The sequence below is a fragment of the Thermus sp. H19.2 genome, assembly GCF_054979525.1.
In genome coordinates, this window is sequence record NZ_CM143429.1 from 1,557,505 (window position 1) to 1,578,000 (window position 20,496).

Genomic DNA, 20,496 nt, shown 5'->3' on the forward strand with positions numbered 1-20,496 from the left:
CAAGGCGCGGGCACATAGTTCGGGCATCCCTTAGGGGGGCCTTACACCACCCCATGCTGGCTTGGGCCATGGAGTGGCATTACTCCCGAAACTCCCCCGCCACCCGGGAAAGGACCACCACCTCCCCGGTCCTCAGGGCATAGCGCACCGCCTCGCCCCGGACAAAGCCCTTCTCGTCCCGGCTTTCCACCCCGCCGTAGAGGTAGGCGTAGCCCTCCTTCTCCCGAAGGAGGGCCTTCTCCGCCCGGCTGGTGCGCCCCCCCTGGGCGAAGACCACCCCGCCCAGCAGCCAGAGGCGGTCCTCGTCCAAGAGGTAGCGAAGGCTTCCCGCCTTGCCAGTTAGGGGCTTCTCCCCCTGGCGCTCCACCTCGAGGGGCCCCTCCAAAAACGCCTCCCCGGTGTCGTTGCGGTAACGCAGGCGGCTTCCCTTGACCCGCACTGCCCCCTGGGCCACAAAGACCTCTCCGGGACCCGGGCGGAGCTCCAGACGCCCCTCCTCCTCCCAAAAACGGGCCTCCCCCCCGGAGAGAAAAAGCTCCTCCTGCCCCCCCCGCTCCACCACCGCCAAGGGCCCCCGGGCCTCCACCTCCTCCCCCAGACGCACCTCCACCCCGTGGGGATCGGCAAGCACCAGGCGCAGGTACCGCTCTCCCCCCTCCTTTCCCGCCCGCCTCAGGCGCATGAGGTAAGGAAGGCCCTCCCGTTCCAGGTCCCGGTTGTAGGCCACCTCCACCCGCTGCCCCGGGGCCACCCCCTCCTCCACCGCGCTCCCCTCGTCCCGGTAAAAGGCGCGATCCCCCACCTCCACCCGGTCCGGAGCCAAGGCGCGAAGCTCCCCCACGTAAAGATCCCCATAGTCGGCGTAGAAAAGGCTTCCCTCCTCCCCTGAAACCCAGGCCACCACCTTCTTGTCCTTCCGGGTAAGCTCCACCTGGGGGCGGAAGGCCTCCTCCGCCAGGGCCAGAAGGGCTATGAGGGGGGCAAGGAGAAGAAACCCCGTGGCAGCCACCCGCATACCCCTCCTGGCTCTGCCGGATTTGGAGGGCATCAGCGCTCCCCAAGCTTGCGGAACTCCTCCAGGGGAAGCCGGAAGGCCTTCCCGTAGACCCGGACCTGGTGGCGGTTCACGTTGTGAAGCAGGCTGGAGCCGGAAAGCCGGAAGCCTTCCTTCTTGTTCTCGCTCACCGCAGGCTTCCCAAGGACGATGGCCTCCCCGGTGGTGTCGTCGTAGTAGAGGCTTTCCCCCGTGGTCACCAAGTCCCCGTCCTGGAGCCGTACCCCGCCCGTGGCGATGAGCTTTTTAGGGCCGGTGAGGCTTCGCACCTCCTTGGCCCGGATCACCAGGTCCCCGTCCTTGCGCTTCCGGGTGAGGACCACCTCCTTGGGGTCGGAAAAGACGGCAAGGCCTCGCTCCTCCTCGTAGTAGACGAGGCCCGCCCGGCCCTCCTGCTGGCCACTACGCAACAGGGCGTTCTCGCTGCTGGAGGTGTCCGTGTCCACCTGGAAGGTCATGCGGCTCCCCTCCACCTCCACAGGGTCCTCCCCCGGCTTGGGTTCCTGGCGCATGCGGGCAGGTCCCTGGAGCTCCCCTTCCCCCGTCTTCTCCCGGTAGATCAAGAGGGGCCCCCGGGCCTCCACCCGGCCCCGGCGCACCACCACGCCCCCCTCAAACCGGGCCTCCCGCTCCCCTTCCGCCTCCTGCATGGTCTTGCCCTTGGGGGCGGTGAGGGTGGCCCTAGGGGCCTCGATGGCGAGGTCCTTGACCCGCCCCTTAACCCCCCCTTCGAAGACCCAGGGGCCATAGCGCAGGTCCCCGGAAAGCCGACCGCCCTCCACCTGGATCACCCGCACGTTGGCCGCCGCCAAGGCCAACCCCAAAACCAGAAGCCATCCCCATCTCCTCATGAACGTCCTCCTTCCACGGTGCAAGGCCCAAAACTCCCCCCGGCGGGGAAGGAAAAACGGGGACGGGCCGCTTCCATCCTCTGTAGGGCGAAGTCCGAGCGAAAGGCCCAGGCCTCACCCCGGAGGTTGGGGGCCTCTATCCGCACCCACGGCGCCTGGAACCCCTCCTTCTGCCGGATGAGCACCTCCCCCTTGCCCGGGGCGGAAAGCTCCAGGCGGTAGCACCCCTGGAGGATCTCCACCCGGGCGTAGGGAAGGCGGAGGTTGTCCCCAGGCTCCACCACCACCTCGGGGGCAAAAAGGCGCAGGTCCAACCTGCCCTCCACGTACCGGGCCCCGGAAAGCCCCCCGCGGATGCGGAAAGCTCCTCCCTCCTCCACCATCTCCTCCGCCAGGAAGCGCCACTCCACCCCCTCCTCCTCCGGGAAGAGGGTGAAGTCCACCCCTTGAAGCCGCACCCCCACCTCTTCCCTCGGTCCCTCAGGGGGGCGGAGGAGGAAAAGGGCCAGGGCCACCGCCAGGAGGAGAGCAAACCAGCGCCCCACGTCCCTACCTTATCCAGGCCACCTTGAGAAAGATGATTCCCCTTCGGAGCACCCCGCCAGGGCCTAAGTACCCCACCGCGGCCTTCGCCGCGGCGGGAGCCCCAAAAGAGCCTTCCCCCCTGGTTCGGGCGCCCATGTTGCGAAACGGAGGTGCGGGCACTTAGGCCGGAGGGGAGCGGTTACCCCAGCACGTCCCGGGGGTTTCCCCGCACCCGGAGGTTCACCCAGGTCTTCCGCAGCCGGAGAAGGGCCTTCAAGGGGCGGTAGAGGGGGGAAAGGGGCAGGGCGTAGGCGGGAAAGCGCACCCTCCTGCCCCCAAACCCCTCCTTGAAGCGCCAGATCCCCTCGGCGTGGCTCCCCTCGGGGGTTTGCGGCACCCCCCAAAGGTCGTAGACCCGGTACCCCCGGGCCAGGCCATGGCGGATGGCGGCCAGGTGCATCCCCATGGGAGCCTTGGCCTCCGGGTGCTTCCGGCTGCTTCCCCCGTAGAGGTAGTCCACCTTGCCGGCGAAGGCCACGAAAAGCCCGGCGGCCAGGGCCTCCCCCTCCTTGCGGGCCACGGCGAGGAAGGCCTCCCCCAAGGGCTGGTTCATCTCCTTTAATACCGCCCGGTAGTAGGCCTCAGAATGCTGCAGAAGCTTGGCCCGCCGGTTGGTTTCCTCAAAAAGACGGAAGAAATCTAAAAAAGCCCCCTCGCCCTCCACCGAGAGCTCCACCCGTTTGAGGGCGAGCCTGGCGTTCCTCCGGTGCATCTCCTTCATGCCCTTAATAAGGGCCTCTTCCCCTTGGGTAAGGTCCAGCCAGAGGGAAAAGGCCGGCTGCACGGGCTCTTCGGGAAGGAGGCCGGGAAACGTGGGGGGAGGCGCCTCGGCGGGAAGGCCGGCCTCCGGTTCCAGGAGGAGGTGGGTGCCCCTCACCCCCCGGGCCAGGGCCCGGGCCACGGCGGGGAGGTCCTCGAGGCGGCGGAGGGCCGGTCCCCTAGGGGCGTAGGCCAGGGCAAGGCCCCCGGGAAAGGACCTAAGGAGGATCTGGGCCGCCCCGAAGAGCTCGCCTTCCCGGTAGACCGCGAGGCGCCTCGGCGTCCAACCGGAAAGGCGCTTCACCTCCCCCCAGCCCCAGGACTGCAGGGCGCTGGTGATGGGAAAGGACGCCACCAGGGCATTCCAGGCCTCGGGCTCTTGGATTTCCGAAAGCTCCCACACCCTTCAAGGGTACAGGGCCCGGGCGAGGTCTTCCAGGAGGCCGTCCCCCTCCAAGGGCAGCCCCTGGCGCTCCAGGTAGGCCTTAAGGGCCTCGGCGAAGCGCGGCTCCCTCACCCGGGCCGCCCGCTCGGCGAGGGGCACCAGGGGCCAGCCGTAGGCCAGGTGGCCCAAAAGGTCATAGAGGTCGTAGGCCCCGGGGAGGATGCGGCGCAGAAGCGCCTCGGTCCAGCCCTTGGCCACCAGGTTCTTGAGGAGGGCCCGGCGGCTTGCCGTCCTAAGCCAAAGCTCCCGGAAGCGCCCCTCCTCGGGGAGGGCCTGGACGAGGCGGGAGCGCACCTCCTCGAGGGTGGCCACCCGCTCCCCCCCAGGCAAAAGGTACCCCTCCCGGCTTAGCAGGCCTTCCACGGCCTGCTTCAGCCGCCGCCCCGCCACGGGCTTCTCCAGAAAAAGGTCCGCCCCCAGGGCCTTCCCCACCCCCTCCAGCTCCCGCCCGCCCCCGGTGAAGAGGATGACCGGAACCTTGCTCAGGCGGCGGACGGCGCGAATACGCCCTAGGAGGGAGAGGCCGTCCATGTCGGGCATCATGACGTCCAGAACGATGAGGTCGGGGGTCTCCTTGCGCAGGTACTCCAAGGCGACCTTGGCCGAGTCCGCCAGGACCACCTCGTGGCCCGAGCCGGAAAGGAGCACCTCCAGGAGGTAGCGGATGCGGGGATCGTCGTCCACCACGAGAAGGCGCGCCACGAAAACCATGCTACGCCAAGGGGACGCTTCCGTGCACGAAAGCCCTTTTCCCCAGGTTCCCAGGGAAGTATCATGGGGCGATGAGGATCGCCTTCCAGGGCACGGAAGGGGCTTACAGCGAGGAGGCCCTGCTCAAGGCCTTCCCCGGGGCCACGCCCCTGGGCTTCCCCACCTTTCACCAGGTCTTTGAGGCGGTGGAGGCGGGAGAGGCCGAGCTGGGGGTGGTGCCCGTGGAGAACACCACCGCCGGGAGCATCCACCAGACCTACGACCTCCTCCTGGAAAGCGACCTCCACGTGGTGGGGGAAGTCATCCACCGGGTGGAACACTGCCTTCTCGCCCCCAGGGGCACGGGGCTAAAGGACCTCAAGGCGGTGAAGAGCCACCCCCAGGCCCTGGCCCAGTGCGACGGCTTTCTGGCCCGGATGCGCCTGACCCCCATCCCCGTCTACGACACCGCGGGGGCCGCCCGGGCCCTAGCCGAGCACCCCGAGCCTGGAGTGGGAGCCATCGCCTCGAGGCGGGCCGCCGAGCTCTACGGGCTGGAGGTCCTGGCGGAGAACATAGAGGACTACCCTCACAACTACACCCGCTTCTTCGTCATCGGGCGCGAGGAGGCGAAAAAGGGGGAAGGTCCCCACAAGACCAGCATCGTCTTCGCCGTGCGCCACCGCCCGGGGGGACTTTTGGAAGCCCTTTCCGTCTTCGCCGAAGCCGGGGTCAACCTCACCAAGCTGGAGTCCCGGCCCCGCCGGGACAAGCCCTTCAGCTACCTCTTCTACCTGGACCTCGAGGGCCATCTGGAGGACCCAGGCCCCGCCCAGGCCCTCCTGGGGCTCTTGAGGCGGGTGGCCTTCCTAAAGGTCCTGGGCTCCTACCCCGCTTACCAAAACGGCGCCTAGCCCGCCCGGACGTCCACCACCTTTTCCCCCGCGGCCCGCAAGCGCTCGGGGACCTTTTCCACGTCCTCCCCCACCACCCGCATCACCAGGCGCTGGTAGCCAGGCAGATGGGCCGCGGTGGCGATGGAGACGATGTTGGCCGGGGGCACGGCCTGGGCCATCTGGGCCAGGGCCCCAGGCACATCGGGGACGTCCACGGTGATGCGGAGGCCCCCAAGCTTCAGGCCCAGGACCTCGATGAAGGCCCGAAGGACGTCGGTCACGGTGATGATGCCCACCAGCCTCTCCCCCTCCATCACCGGCAGGCCGCCGATCTTCTTCTCCTCCATGAGAAGGGCCGCCTTCTCCAAGGGCTCCTCGACCCCCACGGTGACCACGGGCTTGGCCATCACCTCCTGCACCGTGAGCTTGGAAAGGAGGTAGTTCAGCTCCCACACCGAGAGGGTGGTGGCCTTGGAGGGCATGGCGTCCTTCAGGTCCTTGTCCGTCACCAAGCCGACGAGCTTCCCGTCCTTCACCACCGGAAGGCGGCGGAAGCCTTTGTGCTTCAGAAGGTTTATGGCTTCCAACACGGGGGTATCGGGGGCCACGGTGAGGGGGTCCTTGGTCATCCAGTCCCGGACCAGCATGGTTCACCTCCGCCTCCAGTCTAGCGGGAAGGCCGGTGAAAAATGTCCCCGGACGGGGGCAAAGACCCCAAAGCCCCTTCGGGGTTAAGCGCCCGCACTTGGGTTTCGCGACATGGGATGTCCGAAATGGGGCTAGGAGGGGGCTTTTTGGGACCCCCGCCGCGGCGGGGTACCTAGCGCAGGTTGGCCCCGATCACCGTGCGGCCAAAGCGGCCGCCGCCAAAGGCGTAGAAGTACTCCCCGTCCACGAAGAAGCCGGTGCGGGGTTCCAGGAGGAACTCCACCCCCAAGGAGAGGTGGAGCCCCACCTCCCCTGCGCCGCCGAAATAGGCGCCCAGGCCGCCTCCGAAGTAGGGGCGGATGCCCCTCAGGTCCCGGTCCAGCTGGCCCAGGTCGGGCTTGAAGAGCACCTCTCCGGCCACCAAGGCGCTGGGCCCCCCGGGGAAGAGGTCCCCGAAGGCGCGGAAGGCCAGGTTCCGCTCCAGGGGCGCCTCGAGGCCCACCCCTAGCCCCGGGCCGGGGCTGGGGAGGGAAAGCCGGAAGGAAACCGCCCGCTGGGCCGAGGCCAGGCCGCTCAGGAGGAAAAGCAGAAAAAGCCACGTCGCCTTACGCATACGCACCTCCGGGCACCCATCCTACCCTCCCTCTCCCCCAAAGGAAGGAAGCCTCCTCTCACCTTCGCCTAACCCTTGGCTCGTAAGCTCTTTCCCATGAAACGGCTTCCCCTCGCGGCCCTCTTCCTGGCCCTCGGCGCCCTCCTCACCCCCATGCTGGCCCAGAACAAAAACCTGGCCACCCGCGTGGGCTTCGTGGACGCCGACGCCCTCATCCAGGCTCACCCCGACTACAAAAAGGTCCAGGACCTCCAGGCCCAGGCCCGCAAGGAGCTCGCCCCCCTGGAGGAAAAGATCAAGCCCCTGGACCAGAAGGTCCGCTCCGGCCAGGCCACGGCCAAGGAGCGCCAGGACTACGAGGCCCTGACCAAGACCTACCAGGAGACCCTCAAGAAGTGGCAAGAGCGGCAGAACCCCGTGCTCAAGCCCATCCTCGAGGACGTGGACCAGGCCATCGCCAAGGTGGCCAAGGCCCAGGGCTTCGCCGTGGTCATGAGCCGACAGGTGGCGGCCCAGTCGGGCCTGGTGGTCTACGCCGACGAGGACACCGACCTCACCCAGGCGGTCATCAAGGAGCTCAAGCGCTAGCCGCCTCCGCATGGCCCCCTGGGATGCGGGTCCCAGGGGGTTCGGCCCTTTATAATGGCTCCGATGGCCAAGCGGAAGCCCGCCGCCAAACCTCTTCCCAACCGCGACCTCGAGGCCTGGTCCGCCGCAGTGGCGGCGCTGGGAATCTTCCTCCTGGCCCCCTTAGGGGTCCCCACAGGCGCCCTGGGAACCTTCCTTAAGGCCCACTTCTACAGCCTCCTCGGGCTTCCCGCCTACCTCCTGGCCCTAAGCCTCTTTCCCCTGGCCTATGCCCTCTACCGCCATAGGCCCCTAAGGCCCCTCTTGCGCCACCTTCTCTTCCTCCACCTCCTGGCCTTCGGCCTCCTTCCCCTTCTGGGTCCCCTCTCCGGAAAGCTGGGCCAGGGTTGGAAGGCCATGCTAGAGGCCAAGGCTGGCCTCCTGGGGCTTTCCCTTCCCCTCCTTCTGGCCTCCCTGGTGGCGGACCTCTGGCGGGGCCGCCCCCCCTTCCACCTGCTCCTCTCCGCCTTCCGCCTCGGGGTGGAGGGGGTACGCAAGGGGCGCCACGGGCTTAAGACCCTCCTCCTAAGGCGGCGGATCGGGGTTCTGGCCCGCCTCTACCCTGAGCACGCCGCCCTCAAGGCCCTGGCCCATAGCCTGAGCCCCAAGGAACTCCCCGAGGTGGAAAGGGCCCTAAAAAGCTTCCTAGAAGAACGGGCGGGGGAGCTGGAACGGCGCCTGGCCGAGGAGGAGCGCCCCCTTCTCCCCAGGCTCCAGGCCCTCCTCCAGGCCCTAGGCCGCCCCCTGGCCGGGGAGGGCCCCTTAAGGGACGCCCTGGAGGAAAGGCGGGCCGCCCTTTTCCTCGAGGCCCAGACCCTCCTCGCCCGCGTCAAGGGCCTTCTGGAACCGGCCCGGGTGCGGGCGAGCCTGAAAGGGCTCCTCCGGGGAAGGCGCCTCCTTCTAGAAAGGCAGGCCCAATGGGAAGAGGCCTCTGGGCTCGTGGCGGACCTGGAGGCCCGCTTCCAGGAGTTCGCCCGCTGGCTCCGGTTCCTCGAGGCCCACCCCGAAGGCCAGAAGGAAGGCCTCAGAGCCCTCCTCACCGGCGCCCCTCCCCCCGAGGCCCCAAGCCCCCAAAGGCCCGAGCCCCAACTGGACCTGGACCTGGTCTTCCCCGACCCTCCGCGGGAAACCCCCCAGCCCGTGGAGACCCCAAGACCCTCCCCCGCCCCCAACACGGCCCTGGCCCTTCCCACCCCTGACCTCCTTGACCCCCCTGAGGCCAAGGAGCGAAGCCGGGCCCTGGAAGAGGAGGCCGAGCGCCTGAAAAGGGCCATCGCCGAGACCCTGAAGCAGTTCGGCGTCCAAGCGGAGGTGGTGGGCCACGCCCGGGGGCCCAGCGTCACCCGCTACGAGCTCCTCCCCGCCCCCGGGGAAAAAATCAGCCGCATCCAAAGCCTACAAAACGACCTGGCCCGGGCCCTGGCGGTGGGGGCGGTGCGGATAGAGGCCCCCATCCCTGGCAAAAACACCGTGGGCCTGGAGGTACCCAACCCCAAGCGGGAGCTGGTCCGCTTCTCCGAGGCCGTCCTCTCCCCCGCCTTCCAGCACGCCAAGGCCCTCCTCCCCCTGGTCCTGGGGAAGAGCATAGAGGGGGAGATCTGGGTCAGGGACCTGGTCAGGATGCCCCACCTCCTCATCGCCGGCTCCACGGGAAGCGGCAAGAGCGTGGCCATCAACGTCCTCATCCAGAGCCTCCTCTTCAAGCACCTTCCCACCGCCTTGCGCCTCCTGCTCATCGACCCCAAGATGGTGGAGCTCACCCCCTACGAGGGCATCCCCCACCTGGTGCGCCCCGTGGTCACGAGCCCCGAGGAGGCCGCCGGGGTCCTGCAGGGGGCGGTGGCCCACATGGAACGGCGCTACCGGATGATGAGCCAGGTGGGGGCCCGAAACCTGGAGCAGTACAACGCCAAGGTGGACCCCGAGGAGGCGCTGCCCTACCTGGTCATCGTGGTGGACGAGCTCGCCGACCTGATGATGACCGCCCCCAAGGAGGTGGAGGCGGCCATTTTGCGCCTCGCCCAGATGGCCCGGGCCACGGGGATGCACCTCATCCTCGCCACCCAGCGGCCCAGCGTGGACATCCTCACCTCCCTCATCAAGGTGAACATCCCCGCCCGGCTGGCCTTTGCCGTCTCCAGCGGGTTTGACTCCCGCACCATCCTGGACACCCAGGGGGCGGAGAAGCTCATCGGCCAGGGGGACGCCCTCTTCTTCCAGCCGGGCCTGCCCAAGCCCGTGCGTCTCCAGGTGCCCTACCTCTCCGAGGAAGAGGTGGCCCGGGTGGCGGCCTTCCTGCGGGGACAAAGCTACGAGGACCGCTTCGCCGAGGCCTACGGGGCCGACTTTGAGCCGCCGAAGGCCCCGGAAGGCGGGGGCCCGGGGGAGGTGGACTTCTCCGATCCGCTCCTGAGGAAAGCGGCGGAAATCGTGGTGGAAGAGGGCTACGGCTCGGTGAGCCGCCTGCAGAGGCGGCTTTCCGTGGGCCATGCCCGCGCGGGGAAGCTCATGGACGCCCTCGAGGCCATGGGCATCGTGGGCCCGCCCCGGGGCTCCAAGCCCCGCGAAGTCCTCGTCACCAAGGACCAGCTCAAGGACTTTTTCGGCTAGGGGGTTGCCCCCCCGGGGGAGGGGGGCTATGATGGGCGCTTGTGGAAACGGTGCCGGGCGGGCGCTGGGTGGCGGAGATCTACGGGTGCGACCTCTCGGTTTTGGAAAACCCCAAGATGGTGGAGGCGGCCCTTCTGGATGCGGTGATGCGCTTAGGAGCCCCTAAGGGTTCGGTCCAGTCGGTGGTCTACAAGTTCCACCCCCAGGGGCTTTCCGCGGCGGTGGTGAGCCCCGTGGCCGCGGTGATGATCCACACCTGGCCCGAGGACAACGCCTCCGCCACCCTGGATCTCTACTTCTACCGGGACGGGGTGGACCCCGAGGAGGTGCTCAAAGGCCTCTCCCGGGCCTTCGGGGCCAAGGAGGAGTCCGCCTTTCGCTACTGGCGGGGCACGGAGCACGCCATCCGGCGCCGGACTTTTTCCCAAGGGAAAGGAGGTTAGGCATGGACTACGGCATGTACTTCTTTGAGCACATCACCCCCTACGAGACCATGGTGCGCCGCATGGAGCGGGTTATCGCCTCCGGGCGCACCCGGTACCAGGACTACTTCCTGTTTGAGAGCAGGGGCTTCGGCAAGGTGCTCGTCCTGGACAAGGACGTGCAGAGCACCGAGCGGGACGAGTACATCTACCACGAGACCCTGGTCCACCCCGCCATGCTCACCCACCCCGAGCCCAAGCGGGTGCTCATCGTGGGGGGCGGGGAGGGGGCGACCCTCAGGGAGGTCCTCAAGCACCCCACGGTGGAGAAGGCGGTGATGGTGGACATCGACGGGGAGCTGGTGGAGGTGGCCAAGCGGCACATGCCCGAGTGGCACCAGGGGGCCTTTGACGACCCGAGGGCCGTCCTCGTCATTGACGACGCCCGGGCCTACCTGGAGCGCACGGAGGAGCGGTACGACGTCATCCTCATTGACCTCACCGACCCCGTGGGGGAGGAGAACCCCGCCAGGCTCCTCTACACCGTGGAGTTCTACCGCCTGGTGAAGGCCCACCTGAACCCGGGGGGAGTCATGGGGATGCAGGCGGGGATGATCATGCTCACCCATCACCGGATCCACCCCGTGGTCCACCGCACGGTGCGGGAGGCCTTCCGCCACGTGCGTAGCTACAAGAACCACATCCCGGGCTTCTTCCTCAACTTCGGCTTCCTCCTGGCCTCCGACGCCTTTGACCCGGCGGCCTTCTCCGAGGGGATCCTCGAGGCCCGCATCCGCGAGCGGGGTCTGGCCCTGAAGCACCTTTCCGCCCCCTACCTCGAGGCCATGTTCGTCCTGCCCAAGGACCTCCAGGAGGCCATCGAGGGGGAAACCCTGGTCTCCACCGACGCCAACCCCTTCTACGTGACCCCGGAAGGGGAAGCCCGGCAGGCCCCCTATTCCGGCTGATGCCCTCTTCCCCTGCGCCGAAAGGGGCCAGCATGGAGCGGTATAACGCCTTCTCGCCCTTCCTGTGGTAGAGTAGGCCCATGCAGCGCGCTATAGTCCTCATAGTGCTCCTCCTGGCCCTCCTGGGCCTGGGCTGGATTTTCCTGGGGCCCAAAGGAAAGAAGGGGCTGGACCCGGCCCAAGGCGCCCGCTTCGCCCTGGGCCGGGAGGACGCCCCCGTGGTGGTGGTGGACTTCTCCAACTACCTCTGCCCCCACTGCCAGAACCACGCCTTAAACGTCCTCCCCCGGCTCAAGGCCGAGTACATAGACACCGGAAAGGTGCGCTACCTCTTCCGGGACTTCCCCTTTCCCGGGCAGGCGAACGTCATCCGGGCAAGCGAGGCCGCGGCCTGCGCCAGCGAGCAGGGGCGCTACTACGAGTACCACGAGGCCCTTTTCCGGGCCGCGGGTGCCTGGGGCAACCTCCTTGGGGAGAGCCTGGACCGCTACCTCGTGGACCTGGCAGACCAGCTGGGCCTGGACGGGACCCGCTTCGCCCAGTGCCTGGCCTCCGGGCGCATGCGGGAGGGGGTCTTGGCCGACCAGAAGCTGGCCACGGACCTCGGCCTCACCGGCACCCCCACCTTCTTCATCGGCGGGGAAAAGCGCACGGGCTTCCTCCCCTACGAGGAGTGGAAGGCCCTTCTGGACAAGGCCCCCGCCTCTCCCTCTTACTGAGGCCCATCTTTGCGGGTCCCTCGCCCTCCGCCCCGGGGCGGTGTAGGTAATACCACCCCATGCTGGCCCAAGCCAGCATGGGGGCCCCGGTCCAAAAGGCCCGCAGGGCTTCCGTACTTGGGCTTAGGCGAAGGGTTCACGCCAAAGGGGTATAAGTCCCGAAGAAGAAACCCTTCCCCGAAGGCCGCTCTGCTACCCTTGGGGCATGGAGGCCCTTTGGGTAGCCGTGGCCTTCGCCCTAGGCCTGCTGGCCCACCGCTTGGGCCTTCCCCCCTTGGTGGGCTATCTGGGAGCGGGGTTTCTCCTCCACGGCCTAGGCTTCCGGGAAACGGCCTTCCTGGCCCAGGCAGCGGAGATCGGGGTCCTGCTCCTCCTCTTTAGCGTGGGGCTCAAGCTCCGCCTAAGGGACCTCCTGGACCCCCGGGTCCTGGGGATAGGGGGGGTTCACCTCCTGCTCTTTGGGCTGCTGGCCTTCCTCCTGGTGCCAAGCCCCCCCCTGGCCCTGGCCCTGGCCTTCTCCAGCACGGTGCTGGTGGCCAAGCTCCTGGAGGATAAAAAAGAGCTCACCACCTACCACGGGAGGCTGGCCATCGGTATCCTGATCCTGCAGGACCTGGTGGCCGTGGGGCTTCTCGGGCTTTACGGGGCCAAGGAGCTAAGCCCCTGGGCGGCGCTCCTCCTCTCTCTCCCCCTCCTCCGCTTCGGGGTGAGCTGGCTTCTGGAAAGGAGCGGGCACGAGGAGCTTCTGGTCCTCTTCGGCCTCGGCGTGGCCCTCCTCGGGGGAGAGGGCTTCCGCCAGGTGGGGCTTTCCCCAGAGCTCGGGGCCCTCCTCTTCGGGGCCCTCCTCGCAGGCCACCCCAAGGGGGCGGAGATGGGCCGGGCCCTTTGGAGCCTGAAGGAAGCCTTCCTGGTGGCCTTCTTCCTGGAAATCGGCATGCGCCAGGGCCTACAGGGGGTGGACCTGGACCTCCTTCTGGGCCTCCTCCTCCTCTCCCTCCTGAAGACCCCCCTTTTCCTGGCCCTCTTCCTCCTTTCGGGCCTTAGGGCCAGGACGGGGTTCGTGGCCGGGATCTACGTGGGGAACTACTCGGAGTTCGCCCTCATCGTGGGGGTGGCCCTGGAGAGGGCGGGGGTCCTCCCCACGGACCTCGCCACCCTGGCCCTCCTGGTGGCCCTCTCCATGGTCCTCTCCGCCCCCCTGGCCCGCTTCAGCCACACCCTCTACAAGCGTCTGGAGCCCCTCCTTCTTCGCCTGGAGCGCCCGGGGCGCCACCCCGACCAGGAGCCCGAGCGGCTGGACGGGGCCACGGCCCTGGTGGTGGGGATGGGGCGCACGGGGGGCGCGGTGTACAAGGTGCTGGAGGCCAAGGGGGAAAGGCCCGTGGGCCTGGACGCCGACCCCGAGAAGGTGGAGCGCCACCGGGCTAAGGGGCGGTGGGTGCTCTACGGGGACGCCGAGGACCCGGAGCTTTGGGAAAGGCTGGACCTCTCGGGGCTCAAGGCGGTGGTCCTCGCCCTGCCGGACCTCGAGGCCAAGCTTCTGGCGGCCCGCTGGCTCAAGGAGCGGGGGTTTTCCGGGGTCCTCGCCGCCACCAGCTTCCACCTGGAAGAAGACCCCATCCTGGAGGCCGCCGGGGTCAACCTGCTTTTCCACCCCTTCCGGGAAGCCGGGGAGCGCCTGGGGGAAAGGGTGCTGGAGGAGCTGGCTATAATGGGTGAGGTGAGCCATGGCCGGTCATAGCAAGTGGGCACAGATCAAGCGAAAGAAGGCCGCCAACGACCTCAAGCGCGGCAAGATCATCTCCAAGCACCTGAGGGCCATCCAGGCCGCGGCCCGGGCCGGGGGAAGCCCCTACCCCGAGGCCAACGTCCAGCTCCGGAACGCCATCGAGGCGGCCAGGGCCGAGGATGTGCCCATGGAAAACATCGAGCGCCTTCTGCAGAAACTGCAAGGGGGCGGGGAAAGCGGCGAGCAGTACGAGGAAGTGGTCTACGAGGGCTACGCCCCCGGAGGGGTGGCCGTCTTGGTCTACGCCCTCACCGACAACCGCAACCGCACCGCCGGCGAGGTGCGCCACGTCTTCGGTAAGTACGGGGGCTCCTTGGGCACCTCGGGAAGCGTGGCCTGGCAGTTTGAGCGCAAGGGGGTCCTGGTCTGCGAGAACACCGAGGCGGCCCAGGAGGCGGCCATTGAGCTGGGGGCTTGGGACCTCGAGGAGGAGGGGGAAAGCCTCACCGTCTACACCGACCCCGCCGAGGCCTACCGCATCGCCGAGGCCCTCAAGGCCCGGGGCATCCGGGTGGAGGCCGTGGAGGTGGTCCAGCACCCCCAAAACGTGGTGGCCCTAGGCCCCGAGGAGGCCGCTAAGGTGATGCGCCTGGTGGAGGCCTTGGAGGACCTGGACGACGTGCAGCACGTCTACACCAACCTAGACCCGGCAAGCCTCCAGGTGGAGGCCTAATCCCACCCCATGCTGGCCCAAGCCAGCATGGGGGCCCCCCTACCGCGCCTGGCCTTGGGCGAAACCCCACTTGCGGCTTTCGCCGCGGCGGGGCCTCCTTACAACCCTAGTTTGGGCATCCCGTGTTTCGGGCGGTCTACTTCTTGCGCTTTTTCTCCTCCCGCATCAGGCGGCGGCGCTCCGCCCGGGAAAGCCCCGGCTGGGGCGGGGGCAGAGAGCGCTTCCTTTCCACCCCGAAGACCCCGGTCTCCTCCCGCTTCTCGGGCACGGGGACGAAGGGCGCTTCCCGCACGGGGCGCACGGGCTCGGCCTCCACCTTGAGGCGGAAGAGAAACTTGGCCACCTCGGTCTTGATGAAGGCCACCATCTCGTTGAAGAGGCGGGTGGCCTCGATCTTGTACTCCTGGAAGGGGTCCTTCTGGCCGTAACCCCGGAGGAAGATCCCCTGGCGGAGGACGTCCAGGTTGTGAAGGTGCTCCTTCCAAGCGGAGTCCACCACGTTGAGGATCACGAAGCGCTCCACCGCCCGCATGAGGGGCGGGGAAAGCTCCGCTTCCCGGGCCTCGTAGGCCTTGAGGGCGGCCTCCACGAGGCGCTCCACCCCCTCCTCGGGCCTCAGGGCCCTAAGCTCCGCAAAGGGGAAGTCCTGAAGCTGGGGCGCGGTGTCCAGGAGGGCGGCCTTGAGGCCCTCGAGGTCCCAGTCCTCGGGGTGGACCTCGGGGTTCAGGAAGTTCTCCGCCAGGGAGGCCACCGTCTCCTCCACCATGCCCAAGGCGGCCTCCTTCACCTCCTCGTCCTTGCCGAGGAGGATCAGGCGGCGCTGGGCGTAGATCACCTCCCGCTGGCGGCTTAGGACGTCGTCAAACTGCAGGAGCTGCTTCCTTATGGCGAAGTTCCGGTCCTCCACCCGCTTCTGCGCCCTCTCTATGGAGCGGGTTACCATGGGGTGCTCGATGGGCTCGGAGTCGTCAAAGCCCATCCGGTCCAGCATGGCGATGACCCGGTCGGAGGCGAAGAGGCGCATGAGGTCGTCGTCAAAGGAGACGTAAAAGCGGCTTCCCCCGGGGTCCCCCTGGCGCCCGGCGCGGCCGCGGAGCTGGTTGTCTATGCGGCGGGACTCGTGCCGCTCCGTGCCGAGGATGAAGAGCCCCCCCAGGTTCCGAACCCTCTCCTCGTCGGCCCGGCACTCCTCCCGGATCTCGCGGATCTTCTCCAGAAGCTCCTGCCTCACCCCGAGCTCGGCGGCGAGGGCCCTAGCCTCCTCCTCCTTTCCCGCCACCATCTTCTTGATGAAGAGCTCCACCCTCCACTCGTACCGGTCAAAGCCCTCCTTCTCCAGGAGGGCGGCCGCCAGGTACTCGGGGTTGCCGCCGAGCTTGATGTCCGTGCCCCGCCCCGCCATGTTGGTGGCGATGGTGACCGTCTTGCTCCGCCCCGCCTGGGCCACGATCTCCGCCTCCCTGGCGTGGTGTTTGGCGTTTAGGACCTGGTGGGGGATCCCCTGGCGGAGGACGGCGAGGGTGTGCACCGCCCTCTTTAAGCCTTCCCAGGCGGCCCTCAGGTTCCCCTTCTGGGGGATGAGGGCCTCAAAGGGGGCGAGGTCCTCGTCCTTGAGCTGGGCGGGCTTTTCCAGAAGCTTCCGAAGCCTCTCCCACTCCGGGCCCTGCTGCTTGGCGCTGGCCTTTTTAAAGAGCTCCAGGCGCATCTCCAGCCTGGGGAGGTAGAGCCTGGGCTCCTTGAGCATCTGGGAGAGCCTTTCCGACTTCTCGATGCTGATGGTGCCTACCAGGACGGGTTGGCCCCGCTCGTACTTCTCGGCGATCTCCTCCACCACCGCGTAGAACTTCCCCTTCTCCGTGCGGTAGACCACGTCGGGGAAGTCCTTGCGGATCATGGGGCGGTTGGTGGGCACCACCACCACGTCCATGCCGTAGATCTCCTGGAACTCCTTCTCCTCGGTCTTGGCAGTGCCCGTCATGCCCGCCCGCTTCTCGTAAAGGCGGAAGAAGTTCTGGTAGGTGATGGTGGCCAGGGTCTGGTTCTCCCGCTCGATCCGGACCCCCTCCTTGGCCTCGATGGCCTGGTGGAGGCCCTCCCCGTAGCGGCGGCCCGGCATGAGGCGGCCCGTGAACTCGTCCACGATGATGACCTGGCCGTCCTGGACGATGTAGTCCCGGTCCCGGTGGTAGAGCTCCTTCGCCCGGATGGCCTGAATGAGCATGTGGGCGAGCTCCATGTTCTCCGGGCTGAAGAGGCCCTCCACCCCGAGGAGCTTCTCCGCCTTGGCGATGCCCTGGAGGGTGAGGTGCACGGAGCGGTTCTTCTCCTCTATGGTGTAGTCCCCCGTGGGCTCCTTGCGCACCCCGGGCTCGGCGGGCAAGCCCCTTTCCAGCTTCTTGGCGATCTCCGCCATCTTGTAGTAGAGGTCGGTGGCCTTCTCCGCGGGGCCACTGATGATGAGGGGGGTGCGGGCCTCGTCGATGAGGATGGAGTCCACCTCGTCGATGATGGCGTAGTGGAGGGGAGTGTCGTGGCGGAGGACGAGCTGGTCCGGGCTTATGGCCATGTTGTCCCGGAGGTAGTCGAAGCCGAGCTCGGCGTTGGTCACGTAGGTGACGTCGCAAAGGTAGGCCTTGCGGCGCTCCTCCGGGGTGGAGGCGTGCTGGATGACCCCCACGGAAAGGCCCAGGCCCCGGTAGACGGGCCCCATCCACTCGGCGTCCCGCCGGGCCAGGTAGTCGTTCACCGTGACCACGTGGACGCCCTTGCCGGTGAGGGCGTTTAAGGCCACGGCCAAGGTGGCCACCAGGGTCTTGCCCTCGCCCGTCTTCATCTCGGCGATCTTGCCCTCGTGGAGGACGGCCCCGCCGATGAGCTGCACGTCGAAGTGGCGCATGCCCAGGTAGCGCTTGGCCGACTCCCGGGTGAGGGCGAAGGCCATGGGGAGAAGCTCGTCCAGGGAGGCCCCCTTCTGGTGCTTCTCCTTGAGCTCCCGGTAGGCGGCGGCGAGGTCTTGGATCTTCTCCACCTCGGCCTCGAGGCGGTTCGTGGGCTCCACCACCTGCTTCTGGTAGCGGGCGATCTCCCGCTCGTTGTTGTCAAAGAGCTTCCGTATGAGGCCCAGCATCCTAAGGCCGATTGTACCCCTTCGGGATGAGAAAGCCTTCAGGCCTCCTCCAAGGGCCAGTAGGCCGTGGCCCCCAGGGAGAGGGGGCTTGGGGGGAAGCCCCTTTGGTGGCGGCGCCAGGCGGCGAGGGCGATCATGGCGCCGTTGTCCTGGGAAAGCCCCTTGGGGGGAAAGTAAACCTTTAGCCCGGCCTCCTTAAAGCGCTCCTGCAGCGCCCGGTTCGCCGCCACCCCCCCGGCCACCAGGAGCACCCGGTGGCCCGTGTCCTCCGCCGCCCTCAGGACCACCTCGGCCAGGTGGGCGATGGCCGCCTCCTGGAAGCCCTTGGCCAGGGCGGCCTTGGGAAAGCCCTTCTCCACCAGGTGGAGGGCCCTCGTCTTGAGGCCGGAGAAGCTGAAGTCGTACCCCTCCTGGCCCCTTAGGGGCACGGGGAAGGGAACGGCCTCCTCGGCCTCCTCCGCCAGGCGCTCCACCTCGGGTCCCCCGGGGAAGCCCAGGCCCAGAAGCCTCGCCACCTTGTCAAAAGCCTCCCCGGCGGCGTCGTCCCGGGTGGCCCCGAGGAGGCGGTAGCGGCCGAGGTCCAGGACCTCGTAGAGGTGGGTGTGCCCCCCAGAGGCCACCAGGGCGAGGAAGGGGGGCCCTAGCCCCTCGGGCCAGGCGGCGGCGATGTGGCCCTCGAGGTGGTGGACGGCGTAAAAGGGCCTTTCCAGGGCCCAGGCCATCCCCTTGGCGTAGGCGTACCCCACGAGGAGGGCCCCGATGAGCCCGGGGCCCCGGGTGGCGGCCACGAGGTCCAGGCCCTTAGGCGTAAGGCCCGCCTCGGCCAAGGCCCTCTCCACGAGGAGGGGGAGGGCCTTTAAGTGCTCGCGGCTCGCAAGCTCGGGCACCACGCCGCCAAAGGCCTCGTGCAGGCGCACCTGGCTCGCCACCAGGTTGACCCGCACCTCGCCGTCTTCCACCAGGCCCACCCCGGTGTCGTCGCAGGAGGTGTCAATCCCCAAGACCCACACCGCCTTCACTCTAGCAGGGGTAGCCTGAGGGCAGGTGCTCTGGCTCCTTCTTCCCGTCCTCCTTTGGGTCTACCTCCTCTACCGGCGGCGCGCCCCAAGGCCAAGGCCCTGGGCCGGGGTGTGGCTTTGGAAGCGAGGAAGGGCCAGGCGCTTCCGGCCGCGGCTGGACCTGAGGCTTTTTCTCCTCCTCCTGGGGGCGGCCCTCATGGTCCTGGCCCTGGAGGACCCCCCCCTGGGGCCTCCTCCCCTGGTCCTGGTGGTGGACGCCTCGGCCAGCATGGCCGCCCGGGAAGGAAAAGGAACCCGGCTGGACCTGGCCAAGGAGAGGCTCCTCCCCCTTTTGGAACGGGCACCGGAGGCCCTTTTGGTGCGGGCGGGGGAAAGGCCGGAGGCCTATGGCCCCGCGCCGGGGGTGGCCCTGAGGGAAAGGCTCCTCGCCTTGGAGGCCAAAGACCGCAGGGCGGACCTGGAGGCGGCCATCGCCTTGGGGAGGAGGCTCCTCAAGGCTCCGGTGGTGGTGGCCACGGACGGCCCCCCACCCCCTGGGGTGGAGGGGTACCTGGGGGTAGGAAGCCCCGGGGAAAACCTGGGCATCGTGGCCGTGGCCCCAGGGTTTCTGGCCTTGGGCAACAGCGCCCCCAGGGCCCTCCGCGCCCGGGTAGAGGTGGAGGGGAGGGTGCGGGAGGTGGAGGTTCCTCCCCAGGGGTTCGCCCGCCTTCAGGGCCTTCCCCCTACCTTCTCGGCCCGGCTCCTTGGGGAAGACGCCCTCCCCCTGGACGACGAGGCCGCCTTCGGCCTCAGGCGCCTGGGGGTGGACTACCCCAGGCTTCCTGCCCTGGAGAGGCTCTTCCGCCTCCTGGGCGCCACCTCGGGCAGGGAGGTCCGGGTGCGCCTTGCCGTTCCCCAAGGCGCACCCGAAGGCCCCACCCTCTACCTCGCCCCCAGGGCGGGAAGCCCCACCCCCGTCCTGCTCACCGCCCCCCACCCCCTCCTGGAGGGGGTGGCCCTCCAGGGGGAAAGGCTTCCCCCACCCCCGCCCCCCCAAGGCCCCTGGCGGGCCCTGGCGGAAGGGGAAGGGGGCGTGGGCCTCCTCTACGCCGCCCCGGACGGCCTCTACCTCCCACCCCTGGAGGCCATCCAGGACCGGCCCCTCTTTCCCCTCCTGGTCCACCGCTTCCTCAAGCCCTACCGGGAGGTGCGCACCGGGCTCCTCGCCCCCGAGGAGACCCTCCTCCCCACCCCCGAGGAGAGCTTCCTGCCCCGAAGCCCCGGGGGGGCGGGCCGCTTCCTAGCCCTCCTGGCGGCCCTGGTTCTCCTTCTGGAGGCCCTTCGCTTCCGCTTCCGGGGATAATGGGGATATGCGCTTCCGCCCTTTCACCGAGCTGGACCTCGAGGCCCTGAACCGGGTGGCAGGCCCAAGGCCCGTAAGCCTCGGCGCCCTTCGCTTCTTCGCCCGCACGGGCCACTCCTTTTTGGCCGAGGAAGGGGAAGAGCCCATGGGCTTCGCCCTGGCCCAGGCGGTGTGGCAGGGAGAGGCCACCACGGTCCTCCTCACCCGGATCGAGGGGAAAACCCCCGAGGCCCTAAGGGGCCTCCTTCGGGCGGTGGTGAAAAGCGCCTACGACGCCGGGGTCTACGAGGTGGCCCTCCACCTGGACCCCGGGCGCAAAGACTTGGAGGAGGCCCTGAAGGCGGAGGGCTTCGCCCTTGGACCTTTGGTGCTTGCGGTCCGGGTCCTGGGAAGCCGGGGCCAAAGGGGCGAGACCCGGGGCGTTCTAGAATAGGAGGGGTATGAACCGCGTGCTCATTGGCATCCGCGGCGAACCCACCCCCGAGGGGATGGAGCGGATCCTCGAAGCCCTGAGGCGCCTGGAAGGGGTGGCCGAGGTCCAGGCCACGGGGCCCGCCCAGGTCCTGGTGGCCTACGACCCCCAGGCCCTCACGGTCATGGACCTCATCCGCACCATCCGGGAAGAAGGCTTCCTGGCGGGGATGCTCTAAACTTAGGGC

20 protein-coding genes are annotated in these 20,496 nt (G+C 68.4%); 11 read left to right on the forward strand and 9 right to left on the reverse strand.

Translation table 11 applies throughout. The features are described 5' to 3' along the window. Positions 1-79 precede the first annotated feature (79 nt). From ACY5J6_RS08465 to ACY5J6_RS08485, 5 genes are all read right to left on the reverse strand, one after another. Entirely contained in the window at positions 80-1,015 is a 936-nt protein-coding gene (locus ACY5J6_RS08465; protein WP_462844543.1) for a hypothetical protein, read from the reverse strand. Positions 1,016-1,047: 32 nt separating this feature from the next. Next, positions 1,048-1,905 (reverse strand): LptA/OstA family protein, encoded by an 858-nt coding sequence (locus tag ACY5J6_RS08470; RefSeq protein WP_054638566.1) that lies wholly within the window; start codon positions 1,903-1,905, stop codon positions 1,048-1,050. Beyond that, the gene (locus ACY5J6_RS08475; RefSeq protein ID WP_462844544.1) at positions 1,902-2,450 is read right to left on the reverse strand and encodes a hypothetical protein; all 549 of its coding nucleotides are present in this window, start codon (positions 2,448-2,450) and stop codon (positions 1,902-1,904) included. The genes ACY5J6_RS08470 and ACY5J6_RS08475 overlap by 4 nt, the downstream gene beginning before the upstream one ends. A 179-nt stretch (positions 2,451-2,629) precedes the next feature. Then, complete coding sequence (locus ACY5J6_RS08480) at positions 2,630-3,652, reverse strand: lipid II:glycine glycyltransferase FemX (protein ID WP_462844545.1); 1,023 nt, start codon at positions 3,650-3,652, stop codon at positions 2,630-2,632. 3 nt (positions 3,653-3,655) lie between these two features. Further along, positions 3,656-4,405: a response regulator gene (locus tag ACY5J6_RS08485; RefSeq protein ID WP_462844546.1), complete on the reverse strand. Its 750-nt coding sequence runs from the start codon at positions 4,403-4,405 to the stop codon at positions 3,656-3,658. 71 nt (positions 4,406-4,476) lie between these two features. Between ACY5J6_RS08485 and pheA the strand changes: the two genes are divergently transcribed. After that, complete coding sequence (pheA, locus tag ACY5J6_RS08490) at positions 4,477-5,298, forward strand: prephenate dehydratase (protein ID WP_462844547.1); 822 nt, start codon at positions 4,477-4,479, stop codon at positions 5,296-5,298. On the opposite strand, the gene ACY5J6_RS08495 is transcribed toward pheA, so the two are convergent. Together ACY5J6_RS08495 and ACY5J6_RS08500 are read right to left on the reverse strand one after the other, a co-directional pair. Then, positions 5,295-5,927: a CBS and ACT domain-containing protein gene (locus tag ACY5J6_RS08495; protein WP_462844548.1), complete on the reverse strand. Its 633-nt coding sequence runs from the start codon at positions 5,925-5,927 to the stop codon at positions 5,295-5,297. The genes pheA and ACY5J6_RS08495 overlap by 4 nt on opposite strands. 173 nt (positions 5,928-6,100) lie before the next feature. Continuing rightward, positions 6,101-6,541, reverse strand: coding sequence for a hypothetical protein (locus tag ACY5J6_RS08500; protein WP_462844549.1), 441 nt, complete (start codon positions 6,539-6,541; stop codon positions 6,101-6,103). A 96-nt stretch (positions 6,542-6,637) separates the two neighbouring features. Here ACY5J6_RS08500 and ACY5J6_RS08505 point away from each other — a divergent pair, with 96 nt between their 5' ends. The 7 genes from ACY5J6_RS08505 (at position 6,638) to ACY5J6_RS08535 (ending at position 14,349) form a co-directional block, all read left to right on the forward strand. Then, positions 6,638-7,129, forward strand: coding sequence for an OmpH family outer membrane protein (locus ACY5J6_RS08505; RefSeq protein WP_054638572.1), 492 nt, complete (start codon positions 6,638-6,640; stop codon positions 7,127-7,129). 63 nt (positions 7,130-7,192) lie between these two features. Beyond that, positions 7,193-9,778: a DNA translocase FtsK gene (locus ACY5J6_RS08510; protein ID WP_462844550.1), complete on the forward strand. Its 2,586-nt coding sequence runs from the start codon at positions 7,193-7,195 to the stop codon at positions 9,776-9,778. A gap of 41 nt (positions 9,779-9,819) precedes the next feature. After that, the gene (locus ACY5J6_RS08515) at positions 9,820-10,221 is read left to right on the forward strand and encodes an S-adenosylmethionine decarboxylase family protein (protein ID WP_462844551.1); all 402 of its coding nucleotides are present in this window, start codon (positions 9,820-9,822) and stop codon (positions 10,219-10,221) included. A 2-nt stretch (positions 10,222-10,223) separates the two neighbouring features. Beyond that, a complete protein-coding gene (gene speE / locus ACY5J6_RS08520) occupies positions 10,224-11,168 on the forward strand; it encodes a polyamine aminopropyltransferase (protein ID WP_462844552.1) in 945 nt (314 codons plus the stop codon). Positions 11,169-11,248: 80 nt separating this feature from the next. After that, on the forward strand, positions 11,249-11,887 hold the full coding sequence (locus ACY5J6_RS08525; RefSeq protein ID WP_462844553.1) for a DsbA family protein: 639 nt from the start codon (positions 11,249-11,251) through the stop codon (positions 11,885-11,887). A 205-nt stretch (positions 11,888-12,092) separates the two neighbouring features. Next, on the forward strand, positions 12,093-13,628 hold the full coding sequence (locus ACY5J6_RS08530; protein ID WP_462844554.1) for a cation:proton antiporter domain-containing protein: 1,536 nt from the start codon (positions 12,093-12,095) through the stop codon (positions 13,626-13,628). Continuing rightward, entirely contained in the window at positions 13,615-14,349 is a 735-nt protein-coding gene (locus tag ACY5J6_RS08535; RefSeq protein ID WP_462844555.1) for a YebC/PmpR family DNA-binding transcriptional regulator, read from the forward strand. Before ACY5J6_RS08530 ends, ACY5J6_RS08535 begins: the two co-directional genes overlap by 14 nt. 136 nt (positions 14,350-14,485) lie before the next feature. Here the strand turns inward: ACY5J6_RS08535 and secA are convergent, their stop codons facing one another. Both secA and tsaD read right to left on the reverse strand, forming a co-directional pair. Then, a complete protein-coding gene (gene secA / locus ACY5J6_RS08540) occupies positions 14,486-17,476 on the reverse strand; it encodes a preprotein translocase subunit SecA (protein ID WP_462844556.1) in 2,991 nt (996 codons plus the stop codon). 38 nt (positions 17,477-17,514) lie between these two features. Continuing rightward, positions 17,515-18,486 (reverse strand): tRNA (adenosine(37)-N6)-threonylcarbamoyltransferase complex transferase subunit TsaD, encoded by a 972-nt coding sequence (gene tsaD / locus ACY5J6_RS08545; protein WP_462846513.1) that lies wholly within the window; start codon positions 18,484-18,486, stop codon positions 17,515-17,517. A gap of 34 nt (positions 18,487-18,520) precedes the next feature. On the opposite strand from tsaD, the gene ACY5J6_RS08550 reads away from it, so the two are divergent. From ACY5J6_RS08550 to ACY5J6_RS08560, 3 genes are read left to right on the forward strand one after another with little or no spacing between them, the layout of a single operon-like run. Beyond that, on the forward strand, positions 18,521-19,837 hold the full coding sequence (locus ACY5J6_RS08550; protein WP_462844557.1) for a vWA domain-containing protein: 1,317 nt from the start codon (positions 18,521-18,523) through the stop codon (positions 19,835-19,837). A gap of 7 nt (positions 19,838-19,844) precedes the next feature. Continuing rightward, on the forward strand, positions 19,845-20,270 hold the full coding sequence (locus ACY5J6_RS08555; RefSeq protein WP_462844558.1) for a DUF1999 family protein: 426 nt from the start codon (positions 19,845-19,847) through the stop codon (positions 20,268-20,270). Positions 20,271-20,277: 7 nt separating this feature from the next. After that, entirely contained in the window at positions 20,278-20,487 is a 210-nt protein-coding gene (locus ACY5J6_RS08560; RefSeq protein WP_462844559.1) for a heavy-metal-associated domain-containing protein, read from the forward strand. Positions 20,488-20,496 lie beyond the last annotated feature (9 nt).